This window comes from Tardiphaga sp. 866_E4_N1_4 (assembly GCF_052076075.1).
GTDB lineage: Bacteria > Pseudomonadota > Alphaproteobacteria > Rhizobiales > Xanthobacteraceae > Tardiphaga > Tardiphaga robiniae.
In genome coordinates, this window is sequence record NZ_CP197242.1 from 4,360,766 (window position 1) to 4,383,643 (window position 22,878).

A 22,878-nucleotide genomic window follows, 5' to 3' on the forward strand; every position below is an offset into this window, starting at 1 on the left:
TTGCGCGGAGATAGAAGGCTGGTTGGCCTTGCCAGCTTACGCCGCGAATTCCTTGGCCGAGATTGGAGCGAGCGACTCGTTGCGCACCGCCTGCCGCGCGGTGATCGATGCGAGCTCGTTCATGGCTGCAGAAGCAGCTTCGGCCTGCGTTTCGGCACGGATCGATTCTGCTTCTTCCGCTGCAGCGACTGCGCGCGACGATGCTGCCATCCGCAGTGCTGTCTGGATCTCGTTGGAATCCGCGCCGCTCTTGAGCAGCAGCAACGTCAGCAGCGCCTTGACGTCGGAATTCATCGCGTCTGCGCTCTGCTTCATGCGTCGCACGGCCGCTGACGTTTCAGGAACGTTGACGGCGGTTGCGGGACGAAGCTTGGCGACGTTGCTGCCTGAAGCTTCTATGCCCTGCATGCGCATCGGATTGGCATGTTCTTCCGCCATCATTACCCGCGATGCGGCAGCAAGCTGCAGAGCATTGTGAATCTCCGGCGAACTGGTGCCGGTCTTCAGCAACAGCAAAGTGAGGAGAGCTTTGACGTCCGAGTTCATCGCGGCAGTGTTTTGCATTGTGTTCCTCGCTTGTGAGAAGAGTGACTGAGCTAGTTGAAACGTCGTCCGAACAGCTTTTCGAAGAAGGTTGGTTGTGGCGGCTCGGGGTGAGTGATTTCGGCGACGAGTTTGGGTGGCTTGGGGCGCCGGACGTCACGCTTCACCCGCAGCTTTGACAGCAGCATGGTCGGCCCAGGCATGGCCGCGGGCTCGGCGAAGGTCGTGAGCGTGCCGTCCTCGAGGCTGCCGCGGATCAGGATTGGTGAGAGGAATATGGGATCTGCGAGTGCAGCAGCCGTCGCAAGGCGCGCGTTATTTAGAGTGCCGAGGCTCTGAACGGCCTCGATACTCCATTGCCCGAGCGGCAAGCGGTCTGACTTGGTCACGAAAGGCGGGCTGTTGTCGGGTGCGATGATGGGAGGGACGGTGCCGTCGGCGCGCATCAAGAATACGGTGGCAGCTGCGCAGCCCGGTGCAAAGACGAGGATCGCGAAACAGGCTGCGATCACTGGCCGACTATCAAAACCCCAGGAGCCGGTCCGGGGAACTGCCTCTGATTTCGGAGCGGTGATCGTTGCACCGAAGCTCCGTAGCAAGCCTTCGACTTGAACTATCTGAGCTTGTGTCGATCCATTCATGGCGACCTCGAATCTCAACATGACCAGATTTTCTCAAGTCATGGTGAATGCGTAGTCACCATTTTCTTCTGTGAAACAGCAGCAAAGATCAGGCGCAATGATGCCATCGCGTCGGATATCCAGATTGCTATTGATGGGGGGATCAGTTTTTCAGATGGCGCAGCGGATGAGAGGTCGCGTGCGAATCGATTGCGTCCGATAATGTGCTCACGATATTGACGACGGGTTAAATAGATACCGCGTCATGCAAGCCGAGCGCCTGCGCGTGATGATCGTCGTTTGGACGCCGGGATACTCGACATTGGGATACGCGGTTATCACCGCGTATCCTGACGTCTGCATGCTGGCCAGTTCGCGTTAGTGAACGCTGACGGTCTGCAATTCCTGGCTCCATGCATTCGCGATCGCCGCTTCACGGCTGTCGGTGAGCATGATCGGCGTGCCGTCGGCGGCGTGCAGCGCGAACAGCTGCAATCCGGGCGCAATCTCCGGCGCCTGCGGGAACAGTCCCGGCACGTCTTCCGAGCGAACCGGCTTCACATACGCGATCATACCTTCGCCCAGATGCGCCAATGCTTCGGTGGTGACGGCGGCACTTTCATTGATCGTAACAACTTCAGTCATCGTCTCGACTCCTTCTATGAGATCAAGCGGTCGAGTCCGCTACTCGTTCCATACTCAGGATGCATGACCTGATCGAAAATCGGAAACCAGTTTGTCGCGTCATGCATTATTCGTGGTCATTGATAGCGATTGTCTTAATGACCCTTTCAGGCTCAGGCCTGGCCAGATCAATCGACAACAGCCCGTTCTTCAGATCCGCACCCAGCACCAGCATCCCCTCTGCCAGCACGAAGGTGCGCTGGAAGTGGCGCGCGGCGATGCCGCGATGGATGTATTGCCGGGTCTTGTCGTCCTGCTGGCGGCCCCGGATCACGAGCTGGTTTTCCTCGGTGGTCACATCGAGCTGATCGCGGGTGAAACCTGCGACCGCCAGCGTGATCCGCAGGCGTTCGGGTTGACCGTTGTTACGGTCGCACCGCTCGATGTTGTAAGGAGGATAACCGTCGGCGCCTTTGACGACGCGATCGAGCGCACGCTCAATCTCGTCGAATCCCAAAAGGAACGGACTAGATAACGAAGGAACACGAGACATACCTACAAAGCCCTCTCGAAGCGACTTTGAGGGGCCCTTACGGCACCCCTGGCCAATCGGCACTCTGCCAACCGGTCAATCAACAATATGGGCATGCCAAAGCCCGGTTCAAGCACCTCTAAATTGCAGGGAAACCGTTACTAAGGCCTTGAAACCGATCAGATATCGATCCGATTGCGGCCATCGACGCTGAACAGGTGCAGTTTGTCGCGGGGAGCCGTGGCGCGGATCGAAGCACCGATGGCCGGGGCATCCTGGCCAGGGATACGCACGATGACCTCGCCCTCGGGCAGCTCGCCCGGAGTGGCACTGACGGCCCTCTCGGCCCGCGCACGGGTGCCATAGACGAAGGTTTCCGCGCCCACCCGCTCGATGGCCTCGACCGTCAGGTTCAGTGTGATGCCGCCGTCAGCTGCCGCCTCGCCGGAGATTGCAAGGTCTTCCGGCCGGACGCCCAGGATACCGGCCTCGGCAGCGCTGCGGCTGTCGCCAGCGAACTGCGCACGGATCTCATCGCCGCCCAGCTTGATCAGGTTCATCGGCGGCGCGCCGATAAAGGAGGCGACGAAAGTGGTCGCCGGCTTGCGGTAGATATCGAGCGGACTGCCGATCTGCTCGACCTGGCCACCATTCATCACCACCAGAATATCCGCCAGCGTCATCGCCTCCAACTGATCGTGGGTGACGTAGATCGACGTCGTCTTGAGGCGACGTTGCAGCTTGCGGATTTCGACCCGCATGGCAACGCGCAGCTTGGCATCGAGATTGGACAGTGGCTCGTCGAACAGGAACACTTTCGGCTGGCGGACGATGGCGCGGCCCATGGCAACGCGCTGGCGCTGGCCGCCGGACAATTGTCTGGGCTTGCGATCGAGCATGCCGGCGAGTTCGAGTGTCTGAGCGGCTTCGCGTACGCGCGTATCGATCTCCGGCTTCGGCATGCCCCTGTTGCGCAGGCCGTAGGCCATGTTGTTGTAGACGCTCATATGCGGATAGAGCGCATAATTCTGAAACACCATGGCGATGTCGCGATCCGCCGGCTCGATCTCGTTGACGACACGGCCGCCAATATCGACCTCGCCGGAGGTGACGGTTTCGAGGCCGGCAACCATGCGCAGCAAGGTTGACTTGCCGCAGCCGCTTGGCCCGACGAGCACGCAGAACTGGCCGTCACCGATATCGAAATCGATGCCTTTGATGGCCTCGAAGCCGCCGGGATAGGTCTTGCGGACGTTGCGCAGCGAAACATTGGCCATCTGAATTTATTTCTCCGTCTCGACCAGGCCACGCACGAACAGCCGCTGCATGAACACCACCACGGCAACAGGAGGCACCATCGCAAGGATCGCCGTCGCCATCGCGAGCTGCCATTCAGCGAGTTCATCCGTCGTCGTCAGCATTTTCTTGATGCCGGTGACGATGGTCTGCATGGATTCCTGCGTCGTGATCAGAAGCGGCCACAGATACTGGTTCCAGCCATAGATGAACTGGATCACGAACAGCGCTGCCATTGTGGTGACCGACAGCGGCAGCAACGTATCCTTGAAAAAGCGAAAGGGGCCGGCGCCGTCGATGCGCGACGCTTCGAGCAGTTCATCGGGGATGGTCATGAAGAACTGGCGAAACAGCAGCGTGCCGGTGGCCGATGCGATCAACGGCAGGATCAGCCCGGCATAGGTGTCGAGCATCTTCAGATCGGCGATTACCTTGTAGGTCGGATAGATGCGGACCTCGACCGGCAGCATCAGCGTCACGAAGATGATCCAGAAAGCCGTCTGGCGGAACGGAAAACGGAAATACACCACCGCATAGGCGGAGAGGATCGAGATCACGATCTTGCCGAGCGCGATGCCCATTGCCATGACGAACGAGTTCATCAGCATGTGGCCGACCGGCTCGCGGCTGGCGCGCGATCCGCCGATGAAAATCGCGCGGTAGTAGTTCTCCAGCGTATGACTGCCCGGCAGCATCGGCATGTTGCCGTTGACCACCGTTGCTGCGTCATGGGTCGAGGCGATCAGCGCGACATAGACCGGGAAGACGACGATGAATACGCCGAAAGTCAGGATCGCGTAAGCGAGGATGTCGTTCCAGCGGCGATGCTCGACCATCAGTATTGCACCTTGCGCTCGACATAGCGAAACTGGATGGCCGTGAGCGCGATCACGATAACCATCAGGATCACCGACTGCGCTGCCGATCCGCCGAGGTCGCCGCCGAGCCTGCCGTCGGCATAGACCTTGTAGACCATGGTGGTCGTCGCCCCGGCCGGCCCGCCGCCGGTGACCGCGTCGATGATGCCGAAGGTGTCGAAGAACACATAGACGACGTTGACGACCAGCAGGAAGAACGTGGTCGGCGACAGCAGCGGGAACGTGATCGTCCAGAATCGCCGATATGGCCCGGCGCCATCAATCGCCCCGGCCTCGAGTACGCTGCGCGGGATCGCCTGCAGGCCGGCCAGGAAGAACAGGAAATTATAGGCGATCTGCTTCCACACCGCGGCCATGACGACGAGCGCCATGGCGTGGTTGCCGTTCAACATTGGGTTCCAGTTGAAGCCCATCAGGCGCAGCGGCCGTGCCATGGTGCCGAGGGAGGGATGGAAGATGAACAGCCACAGCACGCCGGCGACGGCCGGCGCCACTGCATAGGGCCAGATCATCATGACCTTGAAGGTCGGTGCGGCTTTCAGATTCTTGTCGGCCTGGGTGGCGAACAACAATGCGATCGACAGCGAGAGCGCCGCGACCAGCGACGAGAACACCACGGTCGTCGCCATTGCCTTGTAGTATTCCGGCTGGGCAAGCAGCGCCTGATAGTTCTCCAGCCCGATGAATTCCGAGTTCAGGCCGAACGCGTCCTCGCGCAAAAACGATTGCCAGACAGCCTGGCTGGCCGGCCAGTAGAAAAACACCAGGGTGATGACCAGCTGCGGCACGAGCAACAAATATGGCAGCAGCTTACCCTTGAAGACCGCGGACTTTTCCATGCAGTTCGTCGTGCCCCAGAAAGCAGCCTCATTCTGCTCATGTCATCGCCCGTCCAAGCGCGCAATTGCGCGCGAGGCCGGGCAACGACAGCGTCCGCTTGAATACTACTTCGCAGTCTTTTCGAAGGTCCGCAACATGGCGTTGCCACGGCTCACGGCGGTGTCGAGTGCCTGTTGTGCCGTCTTCTGGCCACCCAGCGCAGCCTCGATCTCTTCGGACCAGATGTCTCGCAACTGCACCATGTTGCCGAACCGCAGGCCGCGCGAATTTTCGGTCGGCTCCTTGTTGGTCAGCTCCTTCAGCGGGGTCTGCAGGATCGGGTTCTTGTCATAGAAGCCGTCGGCCTTGGTCTTTTCATAAGCGGCCTTGGTGATCGGCAGATAACCGGACTCCTGATGCAGCTTGGCCTGCCGATCTGTGTCGGACAGGAAGCTGAAGAATTTTGCGATGCCCTTGTATTCCTCAGGCTTCTTGCCGCCCATCACCCATAGCGAAGCGCCGCCGATGATCGAGTTCTGCGGCGCGCCGGCAGCTTCGGGGTAGTAAGGCATCGGCACCGAAGTGAAAGCGAATTTGGCGGTGCCCTTCGCCGTCGCGTAATAGCCGGAGGAGGTCATGAAGAGCGGGCATTCGCCGGAGCCGAAGCGACTCTCGCTGGCATTGGCGCGACCGGAATAATCGTAGGTCTTGTCCTTCTGCAATTCGATCAGCGTCTGCAGATGTTTGACATGCAGCGGCGAATTGAATTTCAGCTCGGTGTCGAAGCCGTCGAGTCCGTTCGCCTTCGTGCCGATCGGCACGTTATGCCATGCCGAGAACTGCTCGATATTGGCCCAGGTCGCCCAGGCATTGGAGAAGCCGCAGGTCGCATAGCCAGCCGCCTTGAGCTTCTTGGCACCCTCGAACACTTCGGGCCAGGTCCTGGGAATTTCGGCAATGTTGGCTTTCTTCAGCGCATCCAGATTGACCCACATCACCATCGACGATGAGTTGAAGGGAAACGACAGCATTTCGCCCTTCGATGTCGAGTAGTAGCCGGTGATCGCGGGCAGGTAGTTGTTCGGATCGAACGGCTCGCCCGCGTCCTTCATCAGCTGGTAGACAGGTTTGACGGCGCCCTTGGCGCTCATCATGGTCGCGGTACCGACCTCGAAGACCTGCAGGATGTGCGGTGCGGTGCCGGCGCGGAATGCTGCGATGCCGGCATTCATGGTGTCGGGATAGCTGCCCTTGAAGGTCGGGACCACCTTGTAGTCCGGTTGGCTGGCATTGAAGTCAGCCGCGAGCTTGTTGACGATGTCGTTGTTGCCGCCGGTCATCGCGTGCCACCACTGGATCTCGGTCGCCGCCTGCGCGGGCGAAGCGAGCGCCAGCGTGCATGCGAACAGAGTGGCGAGTGCGAATTGGGGGCGGATCATTCAGTTTCTCCCGTTAGCCGTCATCGTCTCGTTGCAACAAAGCTGCGCCGGATGACGTGCATGCGACATTTTGACAGCGCGGATGCTAGGCGGGAAATGGCGGCGTTGGGAAGCCGCAAAAAGTCGAAGACGAATGGGGCTGCGGATCGCGCAGCCCCGTATTGTTCTTATCGCTTGCGTTCGGAGCCGCTCACGGTTCCCTTGGCGACCAGCTCCTTGATCTCATCACCGGAGTAGCCGAACTCGGTGAGGATCTCGTTGAAGTGCTCGTTGAACTTCGGCGGCACGTGGCGCAGGCTCGCTTTGGTGCGGTCGAAGCGGACCGGCGAGGCGACGCCCTTGTACCAGTCCTTTTCGATGATATCGCCGCGATGCTTCGTGTGGGCATTGGCGAGCGCCTTGTCGATCGACTGCACCGGGCCGGCGGGGAGGCCGGCGCCAAGCAGACGCTCGCACAGCGGCGCGCTGTCGTGATCCTTCAGGATCGCTTCCAACTCGGCACGCAGCGCATCGCGATTCTGCACGCGGTCACGGTTGCGTGCGAAGCGCACGTCCGTGCCGAGTTCCGGCTTGCCGAGTTCGCGGCACAGCTTGCGGAAGGTGCCGTCATTGCCGACGCCCATGAAGATGTTGCCGTCGCGGGCAGCGAACACGGCATAGGGCACCAGGTTCGGATGCTCGTTGCCGGTCAGCGCCGGCGGCTTACCGCCATTGTAGAAATAGTTCGCGGTATGCGGATGCATGATCGCGAGGCCGGTTTCGTACAATGTCGCCTCGACGAATTGACCGAGACCCGATTTGGCGCGCTCGGCGAGCGCCATCAGGATGCCGACGCAGGCATAGAGACCGGTCGCCATGTCGACGAGCGCGACGCCGATGCGGGTCGGGCCGCTGTCCTGCGAGCCGGTCGATGCCATCAGGCCGACCATCGACTGGATGATCGCGTCATAGCCGGGGTGGCCGCCATGCGGACCATCGCCGCCGAAGCCGGAGATGCGGCAATGGATCAGCTGCGGGAATTTCTCGCGCAGGAAATCATTGCCGATGCCCCATTTGTCGAGCGTGCCGGGCTTGAAGTTCTCGATCATCACGTCGGCATTTTCGAGCATCCGCATCAGCACAGTACGACCGCCCTCGGAGGCGAGGTCGAGACCGATCGAACGTTTGTTGCGGTTGGTGCCGATGAAATAGGCCGCATCGTCGTCGTGGAAGGGGGGGCCCCAGTCGCGCGTCTCGTCGCCGGCGGGCGGCTCGACCTTGACGACGTCAGCGCCGTGGTCGGCCAGGATCTGGGTGCAATAGGGTCCGCCAAGAACGCGCGACAGATCGATCACGCGCAGGCCGGCAATCGCGCCGGGAGCTATGGGCAAGCTCATTCAATCAGCCTTCTCTCAAGTGCCGTTGGGATATTTTTATGCCAGAGAGCATGTAAGGGCTGTCAGAGCTAGCGGGCTTCCGGCTGGTCAGCAATGGCCTTGTCTGGGCAGCGGCTATGGCCAGAGCGAGGGTATGGCGCAACCGCCAGACGAACGCGAACGGGCTCGGCCGATGGCCGAGCCCGTTCGTATCGAGAGTTAATTCGTTTGCGACGCTGTGACTCAGACGATCACAGTGCGGACGTCAATATTGCCGCGTGTGGCGTTGGAATACGGGCAGACCTGATGCGCTTTCTCGACCAGCGCTTCAGCTTCTGCGCGCGCCAGACCCGGCAAGGAGACCGCAAGTTCGACATCGAGGCCGAAACCACCGGCCGAGCGCGGACCGATGCCCACGGTGGAGGTGACCGACACATCGGCGGGCACCTTGGGGCCGCCCTGCGAGCCCACGAACTTCATCGCGCCGATGAAACAGGCAGCATAGCCGGCCGCGAACAGCTGCTCGGGATTGTTGCCGGCGCCGCCTGCGCCGCCGAGTTCCTTCGGCGTGGTGAGCTTGACGTCGAGCGCGCCATCGAGGGTTGCGGCATGGCCATCGCGGCCGCCGGTTGCCTTGGCGCTGGTCTTGTAGAGCACGTTGACAGACATGGTGGGTCTCCTCGTTGTTTGTGTCTTGCCCCATTATAATTGCGCACAATTAGATTGTGAACAATACATAAAATGCGCAACGCAATCGAATTGTGCTCAACTGATCGTGAAGGGGTTGGGGTCTGGCGTCAGCTGTGGCCAAATAAGCTCCGGAGATAATCATGGCCAAGAAACCCGCAGCTGTTCCGCTGCTGCAGCTCGATAACCAGCTCTGCTTTGCCGTCTATTCGACCGGCCACGCGTTCAACCGCGTCTACAAGCCGTTGCTGGACCGATTGAAGCTGACCTATCCGCAATATCTGGCGATGCTGGTGCTGTGGGAGCAGGACAATGTGCCTGTGAAGGACATCGGCGAGCGGCTGTTTCTGGATTCCGGCACGCTGACGCCGCTGTTGAAGCGGCTGGAAGCGGCCGGCCTGATCAACCGCACCCGCAGCATCGAAGACGAGCGGCAGATGCTGATCGCATTGACGGCGCAAGGTCAGGCGCTGCGTGAAAAAGCCAAGGCCGTACCACAGGGAATCCTCGCGGCGTCAGCCTGCACGGTGGGCGAAATGACCGCGATGAAAAATGAACTCGTGGCGCTACGTGATCGGCTGAACGCAGCGCTCGGGGATTAGCGCGGTCATTCTCTACGAGGATGGGTTGATGCGGCTCGCCGAGCCGAAGCTCGCGAAGCGAGCGAAGGATGGTGGAGCCAGGCGGGATCGAACCGCCGACCTCTTGCATGCCATGCAAGCGCTCTCCCAGCTGAGCTATGGCCCCAATACCTGCGACGCACTGGGTGGGGCGTCGCGCGGCAAACCAAGATCACATATCAGGAGTGATCTCAAGTCTCTTCTGAGCTTAACTTTCTTCGTCGCCCGAGACGTCGCCGATGATGTCGGTCACGTCCTCATCGCCTTCTTCTTCGTCGGCAATGAAGGTCGAATCATCGTCTTCATCGTCATCGATGGTGTCATCGACTTCGATATCGTCCTCGGATTCCAGCACGGCAGCCTTCTTGCCGGTATTCTCCTCGGCGTCAGCTTCCTCCAGCGAGACCAATTCTTCGCTCTCGGCGGCTTCCGGAGTTTCCGCGGCGGCAGATGCTGCAGCTGCGCGTGCGGCTGCATCCGCGCGGGTCCGCGGCGGCGCAATCGGCGCAATCGGCACAACCTCGCCCGTATAAGGCGAAATCACCGGGCTCTTGTTGAGGTCGTAGAACTTCTTGCCCGTCGTGGGGCAAATGCGTTTGGTTCCGAGATCGGATTTGGCCACGTGAAGGGTCCTGGGGATTTTTTGAAAAACGGTGCTTCACTTGGCTAGTTGACGCGCCCCTGTCAATAGCGGTTTGCGTGAGAATGACCGCTGCGTGACGCAGCGTGGCTCATATGCTACGAGCCGCCTGCGCGAAGGAACACAATCTTGACCCAATCAGACACAGCCGCCGCCCAGCCGACCCCGCTGACAGCGCGAAAATCCGGCGCCCTGCGCGGTAGCGCCCGCGTGCCCGGTGACAAGTCGATCTCGCATCGGGCTCTTATTCTGGGTGCCTTGGCGGTCGGCGAGACCCGGATCACGGGGCTGCTGGAGGGCGAGGACGTCCTGAATACCGCCAAATCGATGCAGGCGCTGGGCGCCAAGGTCGAACGAACAGGCGATTTTGCGTGGAAGGTCAACGGCGTCGGCGTTGCCGGCTTCGCCGCGCCCAAGGCGCCGCTGGATTTCGGCAATTCGGGTACCGGGTGCCGGCTGGTGATGGGGGCTGTCGCGGGCTGTCCGATCGAGGCGACATTCGATGGCGACGCGTCGCTGCGCAGCCGACCGATGCGCAGGATCGTTGATCCGTTGGAGCTGATGGGCGCCAAGGTCACCGCGAGCGAGGACGGCGGGCGTCTGCCGCTGACGCTCAAAGGCGCGCGTGATCCGCTGCCGATCGTCTATCGTACCCCGGTAGCCTCCGCCCAGATCAAGTCGGCCGTGCTGCTGGCCGGCCTGTCGGCCCCTGGCACCACCACGGTCATCGAGACCGAGGCCAGCCGGGATCACACCGAGCTGATGCTCAAGCATTTTGGCGCCGAGATTACTTCCGAAAAAGAAGGCGCGCACGGCCGCAAGATCACGCTCACTGGCCAGCCCGAATTGAAGGGTGCCGATGTCGTGGTGCCGGCAGATCCGTCCTCCGCAGCATTCCCGATGGTTGCGGCATTGATCGTGCCGGGCTCCGAGATCGTGCTCACCGATGTGATGACCAATCCGCTGCGCACCGGGCTGTTCACGACGTTGCGCGAGATGGGCGCATCCATCGAGGAAAGCGATATCCGCGGCGATGCCGGCGAACCGATGGCGCAGTTCCGGATCACAGCGTCGAAGCTGCACGGCGTCGAAGTGCCGCCGGAGCGCGCGCCGTCGATGATCGATGAATATCTGGTGCTGGCGGTGGCTGCGGCTTTCGCAGAGGGCACGACCATCATGCGCGGGTTGCAGGAGCTGCGTGTGAAGGAATCCGACCGTCTGGAAGCCACTGCGGCGATGCTGCGGGTCAACGGCGTCAATGTCGAGATCGTTGGCGACGACCTCATCGTGCACGGCAATGGCCGTGTTGCCGGTGGCGGCCTCGTTGCCACCCATATGGATCACCGCATCGCCATGTCGGCGCTGGCCATGGGCCTCGCTTCCGACAGACCGGTGACCATCGATGACACGACATTCATCGCCACCAGCTTCCCCGATTTCATCCCGATGATGCGTCGGCTGGGTGCTGATTTCTCCTGAGGTTGCCGGCGTGGATATTTCCGGAGACGGATGCTAAGCCCGCGCAGGTCGCGCGAGCCTGACTCCCGATCCACCGCCATTCATCGTGACAAGACGAGCACGCGCAACGCATGATTATTGCTATCGACGGTCCCGCTGCATCCGGAAAAGGCACGCTGGGCAAACGGCTTGCGCACCATTACGGTTACCGGCACCTCGATACCGGCGTGATTTATCGCGCGGTCGCCAAGGCGATGCTCGATCTTGGCGCGGACCTGACCGATGAGGCGCAGGCCGTGGCTGTCGCCAGTGAGCTCGATCCCGAGAAATTCGGCAATCCGGCGCTGAAGACCCAGGAAGTCGGTGATGCGGCGTCTGTGGTCTCGGCCATCCCCCGGGTGCGGGAGGTCCTTTTGAACTTCCAGCGGCGTTTTGCTGAGGATCCGCCGGGTGCGGTGCTCGACGGCCGGGACATTGGAACCGTGATCTGCCCCCATGCCGACGTGAAGATCTTCGTCGTCGCCGATGCCAGGGTCCGCGCCCGCCGGCGCACCCTGGAGGCTCTCGGACGGGGCGAGGTGGCCGATGAGGCCGCCGTGCTGGCGGATATCATCAGGCGCGACGAACGCGACCAGAACCGCCTGATTGCGCCTCTGAAGCCGGCCACGGATGCATACTTGCTGGATAACTCCAATTTGGATATAGAAGGCGGCGTCCGGGCCGCCATCGACATTGTCGAGGCCGTCCGAGCGGGCCGGCAACGGGTCTGATTTTTCTTTCTTTCCGAAAGACGTCAGACAAAACCGTTGCCGTCATTGGAGGAAAGCCCGCTCCCGATCTCGAGCTGCGATACGCGCTTCAGGCTCCGGACACCATCAAGACCCTACCCACGTTTCGATCGTGAAGGCATGCTGCCGGCCCGTTCTTGCATCCTCCTGCAAGGCGGTCGTTAGAGGTTGCGGACCCCTGACACTTCACATTTGAGACGCCCATTAACCCGAACGGCCGGCGATACCCGCATCTGGAGAACAAATGGCTTCGACTGCTTCTTCGTATAATCCTTCCCGCGATGATTTCGCGGCAATGCTCGACGAGTCCTTCGCGGGCGGCAACCTTCAGGAAAGCTCTGTTATCAAGGGCATCGTGGTTGCGATTGAAAAGGACATGGCCGTCATCGACGTCGGCCTGAAGACTGAAGGCCGTGTGGCACTGCGCGAATTCGCCGGTCCCGGCCGTGACAGCGAACTCAAGGTCGGCGACGAAGTCGAAGTGTTCCTCGACCGGATCGAAAACGCACTGGGCGAAGCCGTTCTGTCGCGCGACAAGGCCCGCCGCGAAGAGAGCTGGGGCAAGCTCGAGAAGGCCTTCAACAACAACGAGAAGGTTCACGGCGTCATCTTCAACCAGGTCAAGGGTGGCTTCACCGTCGATCTCGACGGCGCAGTGGCCTTCCTGCCGCGTTCGCAGGTGGACATTCGTCCGATCCGCGACGTCGCCCCGCTGATGAACAACTCGCAACCGTTCCAGATCCTCAAGATGGATCGCCGCCGCGGCAATATCGTCGTGTCGCGTCGCACGGTTCTCGAAGAGACCCGCGCCGAACAGCGTCAGGAACTGGTCCAGAACCTCGAAGAGGGTCAGGTCATCGACGGCGTCGTCAAGAACATCACCGATTACGGTGCGTTCGTTGACCTCGGCGGTATCGACGGCCTGCTGCACGTCACCGATATCGCGTGGCGCCGCGTCAACCATCCGACCGAAGTGCTCACCATCGGTCAGACGGTCAAGGTCAAGATCATCAAGATCAACCACGAGACCCACCGTATCTCGCTCGGCATGAAGCAGCTGCTCGACGATCCGTGGCAGGGCATCGAGGCGAAGTACCCGCTGAACGCACGCTTCTCGGGTCGCGTCACCAACATCACCGACTACGGCGCATTCGTCGAACTGGAGCCGGGCATCGAAGGCCTGATCCACGTGTCGGAGATGTCGTGGACCAAGAAGAACATGCACCCCGGCAAGATCGTTTCGACCTCGCAGGAAGTCGAAGTGCAGGTTCTCGAAGTCGACAGCGTCAAGCGCCGCATTTCGCTCGGTCTCAAGCAGACCATGCGCAATCCGTGGGAAGTGTTCGTCGAGAAATTCCCGGTCGGTTCGACCGTCGAAGGCGAAGTCAAGAACAAGACCGAGTTCGGTCTGTTCCTGGGTCTCGAAGGCGACGTGGACGGCATGGTCCATCTCTCCGACCTCGACTGGAAGCAGCCGGGCGAGCAGGTCATCGACAACTTCAAGAAGGGCGACATGGTCAAGGCCATCGTCCTCGACGTGGATGTCGAGAAGGAGCGCATCTCGCTCGGCGTCAAGCAGCTCGAAGGCGATCCCTTCGCAGAGCCGGGCGACGTCAAGAAGGGCGCTGTCGTGACTTGCGAAGTGATCGAAGTGAAGGAATCCGGCATCGACGTTCAGATCGCCGGCACCGACTTCACGACCTTCATCAAGCGTTCGGAACTGGCGCGTGAGCGTTCGGATCAGCGCGCTGAGCGTTTCGCCGTCGGCGAGAAGGTCGATGCCCGCGTGATCCAGTTCGACAAGAAGGCCCGCAAGGTCCAGGTGTCGATCAAGGCTCTCGAAGTGGCAGAAGAGAAGGAAGCCATCGCGCAGTACGGATCGTCGGATTCGGGCGCGACCCTTGGCGACATTCTCGGCAAGGCGCTCAAGCAGAGCACCGACAAGTAAGCGCGCAAGTAAGTTTCGACTCACTTGTTGCTACCAATTGGGGCCCCGGTTTCACCGGGGCCCTTTTTGTTGTTTCGACCATGTTTTCTTCATATTGCCTCGCAATTGATGTATTTGAGATACCTCAAGTAAACGCTGCCCGGACGACAGATGCAGCATCCGCCAGACGCAGCTCTCGCCGAGGGCTTAGGAGATTTCCGATGTCGCTTGATTCCGATGTGATCGTCGATCGCCGCAGGATACGTCGCAAGCTGACGTTCTGGCGCGTGGCAGCGGTGCTGGCCGCGGTCGCTGCGGTGGTCGTCGTCGGCGTCGTCGTGACACGGTCGGGCTCCGAGGCGCTGTCGTCGTCGGGGGCGATTGCGCGCATCAAGATCGAAGGCCTGATCCAGAGCAACAATGATCGCGTCGAGGCGCTGGAGCGGCTGGAGAAGTCATCCGCGGCAGCGGTGGTGGTACATATCAATTCGCCGGGCGGCACCACGGCTGGCTCCGAGCAGCTCTATGACGCGCTGATGCGCCTCAAGGCCAAGAAACCGATGGTCGTTGTCGTCGAGGGCCTGGCCGCATCGGGCGGCTACATCGCGGCACTTGCATCCGACCATATCGTTGCGCAGCAGAGTTCGCTGGTCGGCTCCATCGGTGTTCTGTTCCAGTTTCCCAATTTCACGGGGTTGATGAAGACCGTCGGTGTCGAGGTCGAGCAGGTCAAATCCTCGCCCCTGAAGGCGGCGCCCAATGGTTTCGAGCCGACCAGCCCGGAGGCGCGGGCAGCGCTGGAATCGCTGGTGAAGGACTCCTATGGCTGGTTCCGTGGGCTTGTGCAGAGCCGCCGCGCCATGGATGACGCGCAACTACAGAAAGTCGCCGATGGCCGTGTTTTTACGGGGCGCCAGGCCGTGGACCTCAAGCTGATTGATCAGCTTGGCGACGAGAAAGCCGCCGTGGCGTGGCTGGTAGCCGAGAAGAAGATCAAGAGCGACCTGCCGGTTCGCGACTTCAAGCTGACGCCTAAATTCAGCGATTTCACCTTCCTGCGCGCTGCTGCGACGATCACACTCGATGCAGTGGGTCTCAACGCGATCGCGCGGCAGGTCGAGCAGGCGGGCCTCGCGCAGGCCATGGACGGCTTCGGTCTCGATGGCATGCTGGCGCTGTGGCGGCCGGCCACCACCAACTAGGGAACTGCTCGTCCTGTTCTTTCCGCACTGCAAGGAAGGCTGCAACAACGGTTTCGGGCATTTGTCACGCATTTTCGAAGGTGCCCGAATTCATTTAGCGTCTTGACAGTTCAAGGCATTTTCACGGAAATGCATCCTCCCGTTCAGAGTCCAACGTCTCGATGATCAAATCCGAACTCGTTCAACGCATCGCTGAGCATAACCCGCACCTCTACCAGCGGGATGTTGAGAACATCGTGAATGCGATTCTCGATGAGATCGTGGCTGCGCTGGCACGCGGTGACCGTGTCGAACTTCGCGGCTTCGGTGCATTCTCGGTGAAGCATCGCCCCGCCCGCGCAGGCCGCAATCCGCGGACTGGCGAGCATGTTCCGGTAGACCAGAAGAGTGTTCCGTTCTTCAAGACCGGCAAGGAAATGCGCGAGCGGCTTAACCGTGAGAATGGTGCGCCGGAAGCCAGCGCGGCGTCATAAGGAACTTTGAGGTAGCGCGTATTCGGGCCGACAGGTCTGAGCCAATTAGCGGCATGCGCGCCCGCATCGCCTTCGCGAGAGACGTTGATGCGCAAATTCTTCTCAGCCCTGGTGATCATCCCCCTCGCGATCGTCTTCGTCGTGTTCGCCGTCGCCAACCGTCATATGGTCACGGTCTCCTTCGATCCGTTCAACAGCAGCGATCCCGCGGTCGGTGCCACGTTGCCGCTATTCGTTGTGATCATCCTGTCGGCCATCCTGGGCGTCATCGCAGGGGGAATGGCGACCTGGTTCAGGCAAGGGCACTGGCGCCGCGCAGCACGTCAGCATGAGGCCGATATCAGGCGGGCCCGTGCAGAACTGGCCGATCTGCGCGCCCATACCGCGACCACGTCACGGAACGGTGTGCAGCGGCTTCCGGCGCCGGGTTCCTCCTATATGGCCGGTGAGCGAGACAAGTCCGGCGCGACGTTGTAGAACCCCGCGCATAGGCTTTTCCTGCTATTCCCGGTATTGCCAGCGGCCATTTGAAGCATGTCTCTGATCGTCAAAATTTGCGGCCTGTCCACTCCCGAGACGCTCGATGCGGCTCTGGTCGGCGGCGCGGATATGGTCGGCTTCGTGTTCTTTCCGCCGTCGCCGCGTCACGTCACGCTCGACGTTGCGCGGGCTTTGGGCAGGCAGGCGAAGGGCCGTGCCGTGAAGGTCGCACTGTCGGTCGATGCCGATGACGCGGATCTTGAAAACAGTATCGATGCCTTGAAGCCCGATATCCTGCAGCTCCATGGCAAGGAGAGTGTGGCGCGGGTACGCGATATCAAACAGAAGTTCGGCCTTCCTGTGATGAAAGCGCTCGCCGTCGAGACCCGGGCCGATCTCGCTGCATTGCCCGGCTATGCCGCGGTCTGCGATCGCATCCTGTTCGATGCCAAACCGCCGAAGGATGCAACGCGTCCGGGTGGTCTCGGCGCGGTCTTCGACTGGCATCTGCTCGAAGGCCTCGATCTGAAGCTGCCCTTCATGGTATCGGGCGGCCTCACTGCCGCCAATGTCGCCGAGGCCCTGCGCATCACGCGGGCAGGCGGTGTCGATATTTCGTCCGGCGTGGAAAGCGCGCCGGGCATCAAGGATCCCGACATGATCCGCGCTTTCATCCGCGCCGCGCGCGCAACGGAAGAGTTGACGATCTGATGACTCAAGCCATTCCCAATTCCTATCGGTCCGGTCCCGACGACACCGGTCACTTCGGCATTTTCGGCGGCCGCTTCGTCGCCGAGACGCTGATGCCGCTGATCCTCGACCTGCAGAAGGCCTATGAGGACGCCAAGGCCGATCCCGCCTTCCGCAAGGAGATGGATGGTTATCTCAAGGCCTATGTCGGCCGCCCGTCGCCGCTCTATTTCGCGGAACGTCTCACCGAGCATCTCGGCGGCGCAAAAATCTATCTGAAGCGCGAGGAGTTGAATCACACCGGCTCGCACAAGGTGAACAACGTGCTCGGCCAGATCATGGTTGCGCGCCGCATGGGCAAGAAGCGCATCATTGCCGAGACCGGCGCCGGCCAGCATGGCGTGGCGACGGCGACGCTCTGCGCCCGCTTCGGTCTCGAATGCATCGTCTATATGGGTGCCGTGGACGTCGCGCGTCAGCAGCCCAATGTGATCCGCATGGAAATGCTCGGCGCCAAGGTGGTGCCGGTGCAGGTTGGTGCGCGCACGCTGAAGGATGCGATGAACGAGGCGCTACGCGACTGGGTCACCAATGTGCATAACACGTTCTATTGCATCGGCACCGTCGCCGGCCCGCATCCCTATCCGATGATGGTGCGCGACTTCCAGTCGATCATCGGCGAGGAAACTCGTGTGCAGATGCAGGAGATCGAAGGTCGCCTGCCGGATTCGCTGATCGCCTGCATAGGCGGCGGCTCCAATGCGATGGGGCTCTTCCATCCGTTTCTCGACGATCCATCGGTTGATATCTACGGCGTCGAAGCGGCGGGCCACGGGCTCACCAACCTGCACGCCGCATCGATTGCTGGCGGCCGTCCCGGCGTGCTGCATGGCAACCGTACCTATCTCTTGATGGATGAAGACGGCCAGATCCAGGAGGGCCATTCGATCTCCGCGGGCCTCGATTATCCTGGCATCGGCCCCGAACATTCGTGGCTGCATACGATCGGCCGCGTGAAGTATCTGTCGGCGACGGATGAAGAAGCGCTCACCGCATTTCAGCTGCTGTCGAAACTCGAAGGCATCATCCCGGCACTGGAGCCGGCGCATGCCCTCGCGAAGGTGAGCGAACTCGCGCCAACGCTGCCGAAGGATCACCTGATGGTCGTCAACCTCTCCGGCCGCGGCGACAAAGACGTCCCGCAGGTCGGCGATATCCTGAAGGGCAGGCAGTCGTGACCACCCGCATCGATACCCGTTTCGCCGAACTCAAAGCCGAAGGCCGCGCGGCTTTCGTGACTTTCGTGATGGCCGGCGATCCCGATCCCGCCACTGCGCTGGAAATCGTCAAGGCGCTGCCGAAGGCCGGCGCCGATATCATCGAGATCGGCATGCCCTTCACCGATCCGATGGCTGACGGCCCGTCGATCCAGGCCGCGGGCCTGCGCGCGCTGCAGGCCGGCATGACGCTGAAGAAGACGCTGCAGCTCGTGCGCGACTTCCGCAGCTCCGACAACAAGACGCCGATCGTGCTGATGGGCTACTACAATCCGATCTATATCTACGGCGTCGATAAATTCCTGCCCGACGCAAAGGCTGCCGGCGTCGATGGTCTGATCATCGTCGATTTGCCGCCGGAAGAAGACGCTGAGCTCTGCCTGCCGGCAATCAAAGCCGGATTGAACTTCATCCGCCTGGCCACGCCGACCACCGATGACAAGCGCCTCCCGGCGGTGCTCGCGAACACCTCGGGCTTCGTCTATTACGTCTCGGTCACCGGCATCACTGGCTCGGCCAGCGCGGATTCATCCGCCGTGAGCACGGCTGTGGCGCGGATCAAGCGTCATACGAAGCTCCCGGTCTGCGTCGGTTTTGGCATCCGGACGCCGGAAGCCGCGCATGACATCGCCCGGCATGCCAATGGCGCCGTGGTCGGCACCGCGCTGATCGATGCGCTGAAAGGCTCGCTGGACGCCGATGGCAAGGCCACGGCCAGGACCGTCAGCGCGGTCGCCGATCTGGCTGCAGCCCTCGCCCAGGGCGTTCATGGGGCCAAACAGGCTGCGGAATAAGCCACAATTGGCCTCCATCAACCGGGAACAACGGTTGCCGGGCTCCGTCCCGGCCGCCATATAGATATCAGAGCGACGCATCATCTCAGCGACGCGGAGACACATATGAACTGGCTCACCAACGTCGTCCGGCCGAAAATCCGCAACATCCTGCGTCGTGAGACGCCCGAGAATCTTTGGATCAAGTGCCCGGATACCGGACAGCTCGTGTTCTACAAGGACGTTGAGAGCAATCAGTTCGTCATTCCCGGCTCGAACTATCACATGCGCATGGGTGCCACCGCCCGCATGAAGTCGATCTTCGACAACGAGACCTGGTACGACGTCGCGCTGCCCGAGGTGATCGCGGATCCGCTGAAGTTTCGCGACGAGCGCAAATATGTCGACCGCATCAAGGATGCGCGCACCAAGACCGGCATGAACGACTCGGTCAAGGTCGGTTACGGCAAGATGGAAGGCTCCGGCGTCGTCGTCGCCGTACAGGATTTCGATTTCATGGGCGGCTCGCTCGGCATGGCTGCAGGTGAAGCGCTGGTGCGGGGGCTTGAACTCGCCGTCGAGAAGAAATCGCCATTCATCGTGTTCGCCGCTTCTGGCGGCGCGCGCATGCAGGAGGGCATCCTGTCGCTGATGCAGCTGCCGCGCACGACTGTTGGCGTACAGATGCTGCGCGAGGCCAAGCTGCCTTACATTGTCGTGCTGACCAACCCGACCACCGGCGGCGTCACCGCGTCCTATGCCATGCTGGGCGACGTGCAGATCGCCGAGCCCGGCGCGCTGATCGGCTTTGCCGGTGCGCGCGTGATCGAACAGACCATTCGCGAAAAGCTGCCGGAAGGTTTCCAGCGCGCTGAATATCTGCGTGACCACGGCATGATCGACATGGTCGTGCATCGCCACGATCTGAAGCCGACGCTGGCGCGCCTGTGTCGCCTGCTGACGAAGTCTCCGGCCATTGCGAGCCCGCCGCGCGCGGAGAGCATTCCGGCCGAGATCCTCGTGGCTCCGGACGCGGTGCCGGCCGCTCACGCGTGAGCACCTCCGCGCCGCCATCGTCGCCCGACCTCGGCGAGATTCTGGCGCGGCTCTCCAAGCTGCATCCGAACGCCATCGATCTGTCGCTGGACCGCATGCAGCGGCTCATGGCGCAGCTCGGCAATCCCGAGCGCAAGCTGCCCCCGGTGATCCATGTTGCCGGCACCAACGGCAAGGGCTCGACCATCGCCTATCTGCGGGCGATCTGTGAGGCCGCAGGCCTGCGCGTTCACGTCTACACCTCACCGCATCTCGTCCGCATGAATGAGAGCATTCGCCTTGCCAGCACCTTGGTGAGTGACGACGCATTGCGTGACGCGTTCGCCCATGTCGAGACAGTCAATGCCGGCGCACCGATCACGTTGTTCGAGGCCGAGACCGCCGTCGCGTTCGATCTGTTCGCGAAGCATCCCGCCGATGTCGTACTGCTCGAAGTCGGTCTCGGTGGCCGCCTCGATGCGACCAATGTGATCGAAACGCCCGCCGGCTGCGTGCTGACACCCATCGCAATCGATCACACCGATTTTCTCGGCGATACGCTTGCGAAAATCGCCAGCGAGAAAGCCGGCATCATCAAACGCCGCGTGTCGGTGATCACCGCCGAGCAAGCGCCTGAAGCAACCGAGGTGATCGAGCTGCAGGCGCGCAAGATGCATGCGCCGCTCGTGAGCGCCGGGCAGGAATGGCACGTCAATATCGAGCGCGGCCGCCTCGTGTATCAGGATGATCGCGGGTTGATGGATATTGCCGCGCCGCGGCTGTTCGGACGCCATCAGTTCGGCAATGCGGGTCTGGCGATTGCGACGCTGCGCGCGCTGGATATCTTCAAGATCGATCCTGCCGCCTATGAAACCGGTGTGGCGCGCGCCGAATGGCCGGCGCGGATGCAGCGGCTGACGTCGGGCAAGCTTGTCGCGGCGGCGCCCGCCGATTCCGAAGTCTGGCTCGACGGCGGTCACAATGCCGATGGCGGGCGCGTCATTGCGGCGGCGCTCGGCGATCTCGAAGAGCGCGTGCCGCGGCCGCTGGTGGTGATCGCCGGCATGATGGCCAACAAGGATGCGACGGGCTTTCTGGCGAATTTCGCCGGCCAGACCCGCCATATCATCGCCGTGAAAATCCCCGGCCGCGACGGCGTCATGGCGCCGGATGCGTTGGCCGACGCCGCGCGGAGTCTCGGCATGCGCGTCGAGACGGCGCCGAGCGTCGCCGATGCGCTGCAATCTCTCACCAGGCTTGCCTATGAGGTGCCGCCGCGGATCCTGATCGCAGGCTCGCTCTATCTGGCCGGCCATGTGCTTGCCGAGAACGGCACGCTACCTGCATAGAATCGCATCGATACAAATGATCTCTGATTGATCTTTGCTTGATTTTAGGGAGGTTCGATGCGCTTCGCTGCCATTGCCGACGTTCACGGCAATCACTTTGCCCTTGAGGCGGTTGTCGCCGATATCCGTACCCAAGGCATCACCGACATCGTCAATCTTGGTGATATGGCCAGCGGTGCGCTCGATGCGCGCCGTGCGGTGGACATCATGATGGGCCTCAATGCCACTAATGTCCGCGGCAATCATGATCGCTACATCACCGACTACAAGCTTGACGACATGTGGCCGTCCGATCGGCTGGCCCACAGCCAGCTCGAGCCCGCGCAGATGGAGTGGCTGCGCGCGTTGCCCTTCAGCACGATTTATCAGGGTGAGGTCTATCTCGTTCACGCGACGCCCGATGACGACAACACCTACTGGATGGAAGCGGTGACGCCCGAAGGCATCGTGCATATGGCCCCGATCGAAGCCATCGAGGAGAAGGCGGGGGGTATCACGCAATCGCTGATTCTCTGCGCACACACCCACATCGCGCGTGCCGTCAGGCTTCGCGACGGCCGCATGATCGTCAATCCCGGCAGCGTCGGTGGCCCCGGCTATCGCGACGTCACGCCCTATCCGCACACGCTGGAAGTCGGCACGCCGGATGCCTGCTACGCAATTATCGAGAAGGCGGGCGAGCGATGGCAGGTGACGTTCCGTCAGGTGCCGTATGATCACGCCGCGATGGCCGAACTGGCGTTGGAGAACCAGCGACCCGAATGGGCGAGCGCGCTGGCGACCGGGTGGATTCGCTGATGTAAAGAAAAACGGTCGGCGTCGCTTCCCTCGCCCCGCTTGCGGGGAGAGGGTGGCGCGGACGAAGTCCGCGGCGGGTGAGGGGGAGCCAGCGAGTGAAACACTGGCTCCCCCTCACCCGCCTTCCACATGCTCCGCATGTGAAAGTCGACTTCTCCCCGCAAGCGGGGCGAGGTTAGGTACACAAAACAAAAACGGCCGGTGAAAATCACCGGCCGTAAATTCTCGAATAAAGAGCGCGATCAGACCGCGGCGCTGATCCACTGCTGCAGCTTCGCCTTCGGCGCCGCACCGACCTGACGTGAGGCCATTTCGCCGCCCTTGAAGATCATCAGCGTCGGGATCGACATCACGCCATACTTGGAGGCGGTCTTCGGGTTCTCGTCGACATTGAGCTTCAGGATGGTGACCTTTTCACCCATGGCAGCGGAGATTTCGTCGAGCGCCGGCGCGATCATGCGGCACGGGCCGCACCATTCGGCCCAGAAGTCGATCACGACCGGCCCGGTCGCCTTGAGCACTTCTGCTTCGAAATCGGCGTCTGTCACCTTGCCAACGGCCATCGTCGTATCCTC

The 22,878-nt window shown here is 61.6% G+C and carries 25 protein-coding genes and 1 tRNA gene; 13 read left to right on the forward strand and 13 right to left on the reverse strand.

Annotation, left to right across the window (positions count from 1 at the left end; genetic code table 11):
* Positions 1-36: 36 nt before the first annotated feature.
* The 10 genes from AB8B20_RS21130 to AB8B20_RS21175 form a co-directional block, all read right to left on the reverse strand.
* Positions 37-564, reverse strand: coding sequence for a hypothetical protein (locus AB8B20_RS21130; RefSeq protein WP_439074091.1), 528 nt, complete (start codon positions 562-564; stop codon positions 37-39).
* A 32-nt stretch (positions 565-596) separates the two neighbouring features.
* Positions 597-1,184 (reverse strand): hypothetical protein, encoded by a 588-nt coding sequence (locus tag AB8B20_RS21135; protein ID WP_439074090.1) that lies wholly within the window; start codon positions 1,182-1,184, stop codon positions 597-599.
* A gap of 357 nt (positions 1,185-1,541) precedes the next feature.
* Complete coding sequence (locus AB8B20_RS21140; protein WP_439074089.1) at positions 1,542-1,808, reverse strand: DUF1150 family protein; 267 nt, start codon at positions 1,806-1,808, stop codon at positions 1,542-1,544.
* 106 nt (positions 1,809-1,914) lie between these two features.
* On the reverse strand, positions 1,915-2,340 hold the full coding sequence (locus AB8B20_RS21145) for an Hsp20 family protein (RefSeq protein WP_439074088.1): 426 nt from the start codon (positions 2,338-2,340) through the stop codon (positions 1,915-1,917).
* A gap of 158 nt (positions 2,341-2,498) precedes the next feature.
* Positions 2,499-3,596, reverse strand: a complete 1,098-nt coding sequence (locus AB8B20_RS21150) for a sn-glycerol-3-phosphate import ATP-binding protein UgpC (protein WP_439074087.1) — start codon at positions 3,594-3,596, stop codon at positions 2,499-2,501.
* 6 nt (positions 3,597-3,602) lie between these two features.
* A complete protein-coding gene (ugpE, locus tag AB8B20_RS21155) occupies positions 3,603-4,451 on the reverse strand; it encodes a sn-glycerol-3-phosphate ABC transporter permease UgpE (RefSeq protein WP_093757870.1) in 849 nt (282 codons plus the stop codon).
* Complete coding sequence (gene ugpA / locus AB8B20_RS21160; protein WP_149529533.1) at positions 4,451-5,332, reverse strand: sn-glycerol-3-phosphate ABC transporter permease UgpA; 882 nt, start codon at positions 5,330-5,332, stop codon at positions 4,451-4,453. The genes ugpE and ugpA overlap by 1 nt, the downstream gene beginning before the upstream one ends.
* A gap of 105 nt (positions 5,333-5,437) precedes the next feature.
* Complete coding sequence (gene ugpB, locus AB8B20_RS21165) at positions 5,438-6,751, reverse strand: sn-glycerol-3-phosphate ABC transporter substrate-binding protein UgpB (RefSeq protein WP_439074086.1); 1,314 nt, start codon at positions 6,749-6,751, stop codon at positions 5,438-5,440.
* A 167-nt stretch (positions 6,752-6,918) separates the two neighbouring features.
* On the reverse strand, positions 6,919-8,127 hold the full coding sequence (locus tag AB8B20_RS21170; protein WP_175369402.1) for a CaiB/BaiF CoA transferase family protein: 1,209 nt from the start codon (positions 8,125-8,127) through the stop codon (positions 6,919-6,921).
* A 222-nt stretch (positions 8,128-8,349) separates the two neighbouring features.
* Positions 8,350-8,775: an organic hydroperoxide resistance protein gene (locus AB8B20_RS21175; RefSeq protein WP_089266392.1), complete on the reverse strand. Its 426-nt coding sequence runs from the start codon at positions 8,773-8,775 to the stop codon at positions 8,350-8,352.
* Between the two features lie 161 nt (positions 8,776-8,936).
* Here AB8B20_RS21175 and AB8B20_RS21180 point away from each other — a divergent pair, with 161 nt between their 5' ends.
* On the forward strand, positions 8,937-9,395 hold the full coding sequence (locus AB8B20_RS21180) for a MarR family winged helix-turn-helix transcriptional regulator (protein ID WP_439074085.1): 459 nt from the start codon (positions 8,937-8,939) through the stop codon (positions 9,393-9,395).
* A gap of 69 nt (positions 9,396-9,464) precedes the next feature.
* Here the strand turns inward: AB8B20_RS21180 and AB8B20_RS21185 are convergent.
* Together AB8B20_RS21185 and AB8B20_RS21190 are read right to left on the reverse strand one after the other, a co-directional pair.
* Positions 9,465-9,540 (reverse strand) — tRNA-Ala (locus AB8B20_RS21185).
* An 81-nt stretch (positions 9,541-9,621) separates the two neighbouring features.
* Positions 9,622-10,035 carry a TIGR02300 family protein gene (locus tag AB8B20_RS21190; protein ID WP_068730321.1) on the reverse strand — a complete coding sequence of 138 codons (414 nt, stop codon included), beginning with the start codon at positions 10,033-10,035 and terminating at the stop codon, positions 9,622-9,624.
* A gap of 147 nt (positions 10,036-10,182) precedes the next feature.
* Between AB8B20_RS21190 and aroA the strand changes: the two genes are divergently transcribed.
* From aroA to AB8B20_RS21250, 12 genes are all read left to right on the forward strand, one after another.
* Positions 10,183-11,532, forward strand: a complete 1,350-nt coding sequence (aroA, locus tag AB8B20_RS21195) for a 3-phosphoshikimate 1-carboxyvinyltransferase (protein WP_176454678.1) — start codon at positions 10,183-10,185, stop codon at positions 11,530-11,532.
* Between the two features lie 110 nt (positions 11,533-11,642).
* Complete coding sequence (gene cmk / locus AB8B20_RS21200) at positions 11,643-12,281, forward strand: (d)CMP kinase (RefSeq protein WP_439065469.1); 639 nt, start codon at positions 11,643-11,645, stop codon at positions 12,279-12,281.
* Between the two features lie 262 nt (positions 12,282-12,543).
* Positions 12,544-14,247 (forward strand): 30S ribosomal protein S1, encoded by a 1,704-nt coding sequence (gene rpsA / locus AB8B20_RS21205; protein ID WP_068730324.1) that lies wholly within the window; start codon positions 12,544-12,546, stop codon positions 14,245-14,247.
* Positions 14,248-14,447: 200 nt separating this feature from the next.
* A complete protein-coding gene (sppA, locus tag AB8B20_RS21210; protein ID WP_120287731.1) occupies positions 14,448-15,428 on the forward strand; it encodes a signal peptide peptidase SppA in 981 nt (326 codons plus the stop codon).
* A gap of 161 nt (positions 15,429-15,589) precedes the next feature.
* Positions 15,590-15,901 (forward strand): integration host factor subunit beta, encoded by a 312-nt coding sequence (locus AB8B20_RS21215; RefSeq protein WP_089266402.1) that lies wholly within the window; start codon positions 15,590-15,592, stop codon positions 15,899-15,901.
* An 87-nt stretch (positions 15,902-15,988) separates the two neighbouring features.
* A complete protein-coding gene (locus tag AB8B20_RS21220) occupies positions 15,989-16,378 on the forward strand; it encodes a LapA family protein (RefSeq protein WP_439074084.1) in 390 nt (129 codons plus the stop codon).
* A gap of 57 nt (positions 16,379-16,435) precedes the next feature.
* Positions 16,436-17,092, forward strand: a complete 657-nt coding sequence (locus tag AB8B20_RS21225; RefSeq protein WP_439074083.1) for a phosphoribosylanthranilate isomerase — start codon at positions 16,436-16,438, stop codon at positions 17,090-17,092.
* Positions 17,092-18,309, forward strand: a complete 1,218-nt coding sequence (trpB, locus tag AB8B20_RS21230) for a tryptophan synthase subunit beta (RefSeq protein WP_093757880.1) — start codon at positions 17,092-17,094, stop codon at positions 18,307-18,309. Before AB8B20_RS21225 ends, trpB begins: the two co-directional genes overlap by 1 nt.
* Positions 18,306-19,142, forward strand: coding sequence for a tryptophan synthase subunit alpha (gene trpA / locus AB8B20_RS21235; RefSeq protein ID WP_089266406.1), 837 nt, complete (start codon positions 18,306-18,308; stop codon positions 19,140-19,142). The genes trpB and trpA overlap by 4 nt, the downstream gene beginning before the upstream one ends.
* A 105-nt stretch (positions 19,143-19,247) precedes the next feature.
* Entirely contained in the window at positions 19,248-20,177 is a 930-nt protein-coding gene (gene accD, locus AB8B20_RS21240; RefSeq protein WP_439065473.1) for an acetyl-CoA carboxylase, carboxyltransferase subunit beta, read from the forward strand.
* Entirely contained in the window at positions 20,174-21,505 is a 1,332-nt protein-coding gene (locus AB8B20_RS21245) for a bifunctional folylpolyglutamate synthase/dihydrofolate synthase (RefSeq protein WP_439074082.1), read from the forward strand. Before accD ends, AB8B20_RS21245 begins: the two co-directional genes overlap by 4 nt.
* Positions 21,506-21,562: 57 nt before the next feature.
* Positions 21,563-22,303, forward strand: a complete 741-nt coding sequence (locus AB8B20_RS21250) for a metallophosphoesterase family protein (protein ID WP_439074081.1) — start codon at positions 21,563-21,565, stop codon at positions 22,301-22,303.
* Positions 22,304-22,545: 242 nt separating this feature from the next.
* Here AB8B20_RS21250 and trxA read toward each other — a convergent pair whose 3' ends face one another.
* Entirely contained in the window at positions 22,546-22,866 is a 321-nt protein-coding gene (gene trxA / locus AB8B20_RS21255; protein WP_068734104.1) for a thioredoxin, read from the reverse strand.
* Between the last annotated feature and the right edge of the window lie 12 nt (positions 22,867-22,878).